Consider the following 8543-nt stretch of genomic DNA (forward strand, 5'->3'; position numbering starts at 1 on the left):
GGCGGGTCTTAACCGACCGCGCCTTCCATCTGCAGCTCGATCAGCCGGTTGAGCTCGAGGGCGTACTCCATCGGCAGCTCCTTGGCGATCGGCTCGACGAAGCCGCGCACGATCATCGCCATCGCCTCGAACTCGCTCAGACCGCGGCTCATCAGGTAGAAGAGCTGGTCCTCGGAGACCTTGGAGACGGTCGCCTCGTGGCCCATGGACACGTCGTCCTCGCGGACGTCCACGTACGGGTACGTGTCGGAGCGGGAGATGGTGTCGACGAGCAGCGCGTCGCACAGCACGTTCGACTTGGAGCCGTGGGCGCCCTCGCCGATCTCGACGAGACCGCGGTAGGAGGTGCGGCCGCCGCCGCGCGCCACGGACTTCGAGACGATGTTGGAGGACGTGTTCGGCGCCATGTGGACCATCTTGGAGCCGGCGTCCTGGTGCTGGCCCTCGCCCGCGAAGGCGATGGACAGGGTCTCGCCCTTGGCGTGCTCGCCCATCAGGTAGACGGCCGGGTACTTCATCGTCACCTTGGAGCCGATGTTGCCGTCGATCCACTCCATGGTCGCGCCCTCGTACGCCACGGCGCGCTTGGTGACCAGGTTGTAGACGTTGTTCGACCAGTTCTGGATGGTCGTGTAACGGCAGCGGGCGTTCTTCTTGACGATGATCTCGACCACGGCGGAGTGCAGCGAGTCCGACTTGTAGATCGGGGCGGTGCAGCCCTCGACGTAGTGCACGTAGGCACCCTCGTCGACGATGATCAGGGTCCGCTCGAACTGGCCCATGTTCTCCGTGTTGATACGGAAGTAGGCCTGGAGCGGGATCTCGACGTGCACGCCCTTCGGCACGTAGATGAAGGAGCCGCCGGACCACACCGCGCTGTTCAGCGAGGCGAACTTGTTGTCACCGACGGGGATGACGGTCCCGAAGTACTCCTTGAAGAGCTCCGGGTGCTCCTTCAGCGCCGTGTCGGTGTCGAGGAAGATGACGCCCTGCTCCTCCAGGTCCTCGCGGATCTGGTGGTAGACGACCTCGGACTCGTACTGGGCCGCGACACCGGCGACGAGGCGCTGCTTCTCCGCCTCGGGGATGCCGAGCTTGTCGTACGTGTTCTTGATGTCCTCGGGCAGGTCCTCCCAGGACTCCGCCTGCTTCTCCGTGGAGCGCACGAAGTACTTGATGTTGTCGAAGTCGATGCCCGACAGGTCCGAGCCCCAGTTCGGCATGGGCTTCTTCTCGAAGAGGCGCAGGCCCTTGAGGCGGAGCTTGGTCATCCACTCCGGCTCGTTCTTCTTCGCGGAGATGTCGCGGACGACGTCCTCGTTGATGCCGCGCTTGGCAGAGGCGCCGGCCGTGTCGGAGTCGGCCCAGCCGTATTCGTACTTGCCCAGGCCCTCGAGCTCGGGGTGAGCAGTCTCCGTGGGGAGAGTCATGCGGGGTTCCTCCCGGCCGTGCTTGCAGATGCGTTAGCGGTGTTCTTGGGCGCGCGCGCCGTGGGCGGCGCGTGCGAAGTCTTCGGAATGAACGTGGTGCAGACCCCGTCGCCGTGGGCGATGGTCGCGAGCCGCTGTACATGAGTACCGAGCAGCTCGGCGAAAAATTCCGTCTCCGCCTCGCACAGCTGCGGAAACTGCTCTGCGACGTGGGCGACCGGGCAGTGGTGCTGGCACAGCTGCTCGCCCTGCTGGGGGTGGGGTGCGCTCCGCGCGGTAGCAGCGTACCCGTCCGCGCTGAGGGCCTTGGCCAGTGCTTCGGCGCGCTTGTCCGGGGCGGCGGACTCCACCGCCTTGCGGTACGCGCCCGCCTGGCCGGCGATCCGGGCACGGGCGAAGGCGGCGATCGCCTGCTCCCCGCCCTCCTGCTCGGCGATCCAGCGCAGGGCGTCCGCGGCCAGCTTGTCGTACGACTGGTCGAAGGCGTCCCGGCCGCAGTCGGTGAGCGCGAAGACCTTCGCGGGCCGTCCGCGCGTACGCGTGCCGTAGACCCGCTGCTCACGGGCTTCGACCACGTCGTCGGCGACCAGCGCGTCGAGGTGGCGCCGGACGGCGGCCTGGGTCAGGCCCAGACGCCCGGCGAGCTCCGCGACGGTCGACGGCCCGTGGTCCAGGATGGAGCGCGCGACACGGTTGCGGGTGGACCGCTCACCGGTCGCGAGTTCCTCCTGCGGAGCCTCGCCAACGTTTTTCACAACGCCATTGTTGCGTAATTCCTCCGAGGCGGGCAAGCCGCGTCCGGATCATCCGACGGTGCCCTGCGTCACTTAGGCATACCTAATCTGACCTGCGGAAACGATCTCCGGTCGATCAATCCGGTGGCGTCCCGGGCGGGCCTGCGGGACACTCCCCGGCATGCCTGCACCCCCTCCCACCGGCCCACTCGTCACCCGCGGCACGATCGCCGCCGGGCTGCGCGAGCTGGGTGTGCGGACCGACGACACCCTCCTCGTGCACTCCTCCCTCAGCTCCCTCGGCTGGGTCTGCGGGGGTCCCGTCGCGGTCGTCCAGGGACTGCTCGACGCGCTCGGTCCGGACGGCACCCTGGTGGTCCCCGCCCAGACCGGCGACCTCTCCGACCCGGCCCTGTGGCGCAGCCCGCCGGTGCCCGAGGAGTGGTGGGACACCATCCGCGCCGCGATGCCGGCCTACGACCCGCTGATCACGCCCTCGGTCGGGGTCGGGGTGCTCCCCGAGACCGTGCGCACCTGGCCGGGCGCCCTGCGCAGCGCGCATCCGCAGACGTCCTTCGCGGCCGTCGGGTCCCGCGCCGCCGAGGTGGTCGCCGGGCACGCGACGGACTGCCGGCTGGGCGAGCGCAGCCCGCTGGCGACCCTGGAGCGGCTGGGCGCCCGGGTGCTGCTGCTCGGCGCGGGCTACGAGGCCTGCACGGCCTTCCACCTCGCGGAGTACCGGACTCCGTCCCCGCTGGTGGAGGTGGGGCGGCCGGGGCCGGTGGGCTGGGAGCGGGTCACCGAGGTGTCGATCACCTCGGACCGCTTCGACGAGCTGGGGCACGACTTCGAGCGGGACCGGCCCGTCGTACGCGGGAGGGTCGGCGCGGCCACCGCACGGCTGTTCCCGCTGGCGGACGCGGTCGCCTACGCGGAACGGTGGCTGCCGCTGCACCGGCCCCGCGAGTAGCGGCGCGAGCGGCCGGCGAGTGCCGGGTGCGACCACGCACGGGCCCGCGTGAGCGCCGTACACCGACCCGGTGCGCCGGTACCCGCCGGCCCACGGCCGCGCCGTGCGCCCACCCCTGCGAAGGAGATCCCCGCACCCGCGCGCCGGAGTCCCGGCCCGCCTACCTAGACTCGTGACCCATGCGAAGCGAGCCCGTGGTCCAGGTCCAGGCCCTGGTGAAGCGGTACGGCACGAAGACCGCGGTGGACGGCCTCGACCTGGCGGCCCGGGCGGGTGTCACCGCCGTACTCGGCCCCAACGGGGCGGGCAAGACGACCACGGTCGAGACCTGTGAGGGATACCGGAGGCCGGACTCCGGCACGGTGCGCGTGCTGGGCCTCGACCCGGTGCGGGAGGGCTCCGAGCTGCGGCCCCGGATCGGCGTGATGCTCCAGTCCGGCGGCGTCTACTCCGGCGCGCGCGCGGACGAGATGCTGCGCCACGTGGCGAAACTGCACGCCCACCCGCTGGACGTGGACGCGCTGATCGAGCGGCTCGGGCTGGGCTCGTGCGGCCGGACGACGTACCGCAGGCTCTCCGGCGGGCAGCAGCAGCGGCTCGCCCTCGCGATGGCCGTGGTCGGCCGGCCCGAGCTGGTGTTCCTGGACGAGCCGACCGCCGGCCTCGACCCGCAGGCCCGGCGCGCCACCTGGGACCTCGTACGGGACCTGCGCGGCGACGGCGTCTCGGTGATCCTCACCACCCACCACATGGACGAGGCCGAGCAGCTGGCCGACGACGTCGCCATCATCGACGCCGGCCGGGTCATCGCGCAGGGCTCGCCCGAGGAACTGTGCCGCGGCGGCGCCGAGAACACCCTGCGGTTCTCCGGCCGGCCCGGACTGGACGTGGTGTCCCTGCTCAAGGCGCTTCCCGCGGACTCCGCGGCCGCCGAGCTGACCCCCGGCTCCTACCGCGTCAACGGCAAGATCGACCCGCAGCTGCTCGCCACCGTGACCTCCTGGTGCGCCCAGCACGGGGTGATGCCGGACCGGATCTCGGTGGAGCGGCACACCCTGGAGGACGTCTTCCTGGAGCTGACCGGCAAGGAGCTGCGCTCGTGACCACCACCACCGGCACCTACACGCCGAAGCCCGGCGCCGCGCCGCTCGGCCGCATGATCGCGGCGCAGGCCGCGCTCGAGACGAAGATGCTGCTCCGCAACGGCGAGCAGCTGCTGCTGACCGTGGTCATCCCGACGCTGCTGCTCGTCCTGTTCAGCTCCGTGGACATCATCGACACCGGCGCCGGAGAGGCCGTCGACTTCCTCGCGCCCGGCGTCCTGGCGCTCGCCGTGATGTCGACGGCGTTCACCGGGCAGGCCATCGGCACCGGCTTCGAGCGCCGGTACGGGGTGCTGAAGCGGCTGGCCGCCTCGCCGCTGCCCCGCTGGGCCCTGATGACCGCGAAGACGGTGTCCGTCCTGGTCACCGAGGTGCTCCAGATCATCCTGCTGACGGTGATCGCCTTCGCGCTGGGCTGGTCGCCGCACGGCGATCCGTTCGCCGTGCTGCTGCTCCTGGTCCTCGGCACGGCCGCCTTCTCCGGGCTCGGACTGCTCATGGCGGGCACGCTGAAGGCGGAGGCCACGCTGGCCGCCGCCAACCTGGTCTTCCTGCTGCTCCTCGTGGGCGGCGGGGTGATCGTGCCGCTGGACAGGTTCCCGGACGCGGCGCAGAGCGTGCTGGGGCTGCTGCCGATCTCCGCCCTGTCGGACGGGCTGCGGGACGTCCTCCAGCACGGGGCCCAGATGCCGTGGGGCGACCTGGGGATCCTCGCCGTGTGGGCGGTCGTGGGGCTCGCGGCGGCCGGGAAGTTCTTCCGCTGGGAGTAGGCACGGGAGTGGCCGCGCACGCCGGAGACGGACCCTCGTGAAAGCGTGCACAAGCGGGCGCCTACGATGGACGGCGTGCCAAACGTGACCCGTGCCGACGCCGCAGCCGCCGTGCGCAACCCGCTCGCCTTCATCGCCGCGCGCTGGACCCCGGAGCCCCGGACGGTCCAGCGGGCTGCCCTCGCCGCGCTCGTCATGGCGGTGGTCATCGTCGTCACCGGCGGTGCCGTACGCCTGACCGGCTCGGGCCTGGGCTGCCCGACCTGGCCCAAGTGCACCGACGACTCGCTGACCACCACCAGCGAGATGGGTCTGCACGGCGTCATCGAGTTCGGCAACCGCCTCCTGACCTACGTGCTGTGCGCCGCCGTCGGCTGGGCGATCATCGCCGCGCGGTCGCAGAAGCCGTACCGGCGCGGCCTGACGCGGCTGGGCTGGCTGCAGTTCTGGATCGTGATGGGCAACGCGGTCCTCGGCGGCATCGTGGTCCTGGTCGGCCTCAACCCGTACACCGTCGCGTCCCACTTCCTGCTGTCGACCGCGCTGATCGCGGTCGCGACCGTGATGTGGCAGCGCACCCGGGAGGGCGACGCGGCACCGCGCCCCCTGGTCGGCAAGGCGGTCCAGCAGCTCGTGTGGGCGATGATCGCCGTCTCCGTGCTGCTGATCGCGGTCGGCACGGTCGTCACCGGGGCCGGCCCGCACGCGGGCGACTCCAGCGACGTACCGCGGATGCCGGTCGACTGGGAGACGGTGAGCAAGCTGCACGCCGTCCTGGCGTGGATCGTGGTGACGCTGACGTTCGCCCTGTGGTTCGTGCTGAAGGCGGTCGACGCGCCCAAGGGGCCGCTGGCCCGCACCCGCGACCTCTTCCTGGTGGTGCTCGCCCAGGGTGCCATCGGCTACGTCCAGTACTTCACCGATCTCCCCGAGGTCCTGGTCGGGCTGCACATGTTCGGCTCGTGCGTGATGTGGATCGCGGCGCTGAGGGTGCTGCTGGCCCTGCGCGAGCGGCCGGAGGAGACGGCGCCCGGGTTGCCGGTTCAGGAGTACGAGGCGACCAGCGTGTCGATGGCCGGCCCCAGGTAACCGCGGGTCAGTTCGCTCCGGCGGGCGGTCCACTCCTCCGTGGGCCGCGCGGGGTTCCCGTACCGCCGTTCCGCGATGTCCTCGACGACCTCGCCGGGAGCGCCCAGGGCGGGCAGCTCCGCCAGGGCCTGCCGCTTGCTGATCAGGCGCCCCTCCCGCAGCGTGACGGTGGCGCGGGCGAAGGTGAGCAGGCCCAGGTCCACCCAGACGTCCTGCCGCCACAGCCGCGGCCTGCGCACGGCCGGCCGCCAGAAGTCCCGCTGGTCCCGGACGACGAACTCCGCCAGTTCCGTGTCCGCCACCGTCGGCAGCAGGCGCTGGGGCGACGCGCCGTGCAGGACGCGTCCGAAGCCGTGCAGTTCGCGCCGGGTGACGGGGGTGACCGCCCGCTTGAAGAGTCCGCGGTGGGCCCAGGTGAGGTGCCGCCGCCCGGGGTCGTCGACGGTGCCGAGCGACAGATAGGTGCAGTGCAGCTGCCCGGCCAGTGGCTCGTCGCGCAGGCGGGCGTGGAGCAGCCCCACCCGCCAGGCCGTGCGGGCCGTGGCCGGCCGCGGCAGGACCGCGATCAGGTCGAGGTCGCTGCGCCCCTCCTGGTAGTCGCCGCCGGCCAGCGAACCGTGCGCCCACAGGGCGGCGGGATCCAACGGTGCCAGGCCGGTGAGGAAGCGGTCGAGCAGGGTACGGGTCGTCATCCGGCCAGTGTCGGCGACTCACTCCAGTCCGTACACCCGTTCCGCGTTCCCCGACGCGATCATCCCCGCCACCCGCTGCGCGTCCGCCGGCGCCCACGCCTCCTCGGCCACCCAGGTGCCCAGCACCCGTCCCAGCGCCTCGCGGAACAGGCGGGCGGCGACCACGTGCAGTTCGGGCAGGCCCTGGGCGCCGCTGGAGAAGAGGACCTTGCCGAAGGGCGCCAGCTCCAGGATCTCCGCGAGGACCGCCGCGGCCCGGGCGCCGGTGCGTACCAGGGCGGCGCCCGAGTCGGCGTAGACGTGCGGGAAGACTCCGGCGAGGTGGGCGGCGTGGCGGTGGTACGGGTAGCTGTGCAGCAGGACCAGGTCGGTGCCGAGGCCCGCGGTGGCCCGCACGAAGTCCGTCAGCAGGACCGGGTCGGTGCGGTCGATGCGCAGGCCCGGCTCGCCGAGCCCCGCGTGCAGCTGGATCGGCAGGCCCGAGGCGACGGCGCTCCACAGCAGGTGCCGCAGCAGCACCGGGTCGCTCAGCTCGCCGCCGACCTCGCGCCCCGTCAGCCAGCGGGCGGCGGCGCCGCGCACCTCGCCCGGTCCGGGCGGTTCCGGTGCCAGCGCCAGACCGTGCCGTACGCCCGCGACGGAGGTGAAGGCGACCGCGTTCGCGGCGGCGCCGTGCACCGCCTCCGCGAGGTTGGCGAGGAAGGAGTCGACGGTGCCGGACGTGTCGGCGACCTGCTCGGCCAGCAGTTCCAGGCGCACGATCTCGTGGGCGTCGGCGTCCCCGGCGGTGGCCATCTCCGCGGGTCCCGTGAGGTCGCCGGGCAGGCCCGCGTCGACCAGGTAGGTGGTGATGCCGCTGCCGCGCAGCAGCCTGCGGTCCGCCTCCAGGACGCCGAGCTCGCGGCGCCGGGCCAGGTAACGGGCGGGCGGGCAGTGCGGTTCCAGGCCGAGCAGGGGCGGGCACCAGCGGCGTACCGCGAAGCCGGTCTGGGTGTCGAACAGGGTGGTGCCCGGGGCGGGCGGACCCTCGGTGCGTGCCAGCTGGGCCTCGAAGGTGCCCAGGCCCAGCTCCGTTCTCAGAACGCCGTGGCAGTACTGGTCCACCAGGGACGGCGTTTCGATCATCCGGACTCCCCCTGCTGGGACCGTGTGCCGTACGGCTCGCGCGCCTCGCGGCCCGTGCGCCGTACGGCTTCCTACGGTCCTAACGGGTGAACCCGGTCTCAGGTGTTGCTCGGCCCGCCCACCTGGATGCCCGCCATACGCGACCACTCGTAGGGGCCGGTCGTCACCTTGGCCGCGAACTCGCCGTCGAAGTCGTCGTGGACGGTGATCCCGGACTTCTCGACGGCCTTCCGGGCACTGTCGTAGGAGCGCGCGACGAGGTCGCCCCAGGCGCCGTCCTCGCCGACGAGCACGATCCGGGCGCCGCGCTCACCGAGGTAGGCGACCTGGGCCTCGGCGCCGCCGTGCGCCTTGGCGAAGGCGTCGATCCGCCCGGCCATCCGGGTCAGCCGGTGTTCGGCCCACCGCTCGGCCCACCCGGCCTTCGTGTCAACCTGCTGCGTGTCTGCCATGACCAGGATGCTACCGACGGGTAGAGCGAACGGCGACGGGCGGGGGGGGGGGGGGGGGGGCCCCCCCCCCCCCCCCCCCCCCCCACCCACCCCCCCCCCCCCCCCACCCCCCCCCCCCCCCCCAAAAAAACCCCCCGCCCCCCCCCCCCCCCCCCCCCCCCCCCCCCCCGCCACCCCC

The 8543-nt window shown here is 72.4% G+C and carries 9 protein-coding genes; 4 read left to right on the top strand and 5 right to left on the bottom strand.

Translation table 11 applies throughout. The features are described 5' to 3' along the window. Positions 1 to 8: 8 nt before the first annotated feature. Both sufB and ACP4J0_RS17365 read right to left on the bottom strand, forming a co-directional pair. Positions 9 to 1430, bottom strand: coding sequence for a Fe-S cluster assembly protein SufB (gene sufB, locus ACP4J0_RS17360; protein WP_003976894.1), 1422 nt, complete (start codon positions 1428 to 1430; stop codon positions 9 to 11). Beyond that, positions 1427 to 2185 carry a helix-turn-helix transcriptional regulator gene (locus tag ACP4J0_RS17365; RefSeq protein WP_426519205.1) on the bottom strand — a complete coding sequence of 253 codons (759 nt, stop codon included), beginning with the start codon at positions 2183 to 2185 and terminating at the stop codon, positions 1427 to 1429. Before ACP4J0_RS17365 ends, sufB begins: the two co-directional genes overlap by 4 nt. Positions 2186 to 2345: 160 nt before the next feature. Between ACP4J0_RS17365 and ACP4J0_RS17370 the strand changes: the two genes are divergently transcribed. From ACP4J0_RS17370 to ACP4J0_RS17385, 4 genes are all read left to right on the top strand, one after another. Beyond that, positions 2346 to 3134 (top strand): aminoglycoside N(3)-acetyltransferase, encoded by a 789-nt coding sequence (locus ACP4J0_RS17370; protein ID WP_426599579.1) that lies wholly within the window; start codon positions 2346 to 2348, stop codon positions 3132 to 3134. 179 nt (positions 3135 to 3313) lie between these two features. After that, the gene (locus ACP4J0_RS17375; RefSeq protein WP_426599580.1) at positions 3314 to 4237 is read left to right on the top strand and encodes an ABC transporter ATP-binding protein; all 924 of its coding nucleotides are present in this window, start codon (positions 3314 to 3316) and stop codon (positions 4235 to 4237) included. Then, on the top strand, positions 4234 to 5007 hold the full coding sequence (locus ACP4J0_RS17380) for an ABC transporter permease (RefSeq protein ID WP_426599581.1): 774 nt from the start codon (positions 4234 to 4236) through the stop codon (positions 5005 to 5007). Before ACP4J0_RS17375 ends, ACP4J0_RS17380 begins: the two co-directional genes overlap by 4 nt. A gap of 66 nt (positions 5008 to 5073) precedes the next feature. After that, positions 5074 to 6096, top strand: coding sequence for a COX15/CtaA family protein (locus ACP4J0_RS17385; protein ID WP_426599582.1), 1023 nt, complete (start codon positions 5074 to 5076; stop codon positions 6094 to 6096). Here the strand turns inward: ACP4J0_RS17385 and ACP4J0_RS17390 are convergent. The 3 genes from ACP4J0_RS17390 to ACP4J0_RS17400 form a co-directional block, all read right to left on the bottom strand. After that, positions 6051 to 6788, bottom strand: a complete 738-nt coding sequence (locus tag ACP4J0_RS17390; protein WP_426599583.1) for a nucleotidyltransferase domain-containing protein — start codon at positions 6786 to 6788, stop codon at positions 6051 to 6053. The genes ACP4J0_RS17385 and ACP4J0_RS17390 overlap by 46 nt on opposite strands. 18 nt (positions 6789 to 6806) lie before the next feature. Beyond that, positions 6807 to 7913, bottom strand: a complete 1107-nt coding sequence (locus ACP4J0_RS17395; RefSeq protein ID WP_426599584.1) for an amidohydrolase family protein — start codon at positions 7911 to 7913, stop codon at positions 6807 to 6809. A 98-nt stretch (positions 7914 to 8011) separates the two neighbouring features. Further along, the gene (locus ACP4J0_RS17400) at positions 8012 to 8365 is read right to left on the bottom strand and encodes a hypothetical protein (RefSeq protein WP_426519191.1); all 354 of its coding nucleotides are present in this window, start codon (positions 8363 to 8365) and stop codon (positions 8012 to 8014) included. Between the last annotated feature and the right edge of the window lie 178 nt (positions 8366 to 8543).

Origin of the sequence: Streptomyces sp. WG7, from assembly GCF_049975785.1 — a bacterium.
GTDB lineage: Bacteria > Actinomycetota > Actinomycetes > Streptomycetales > Streptomycetaceae > Streptomyces.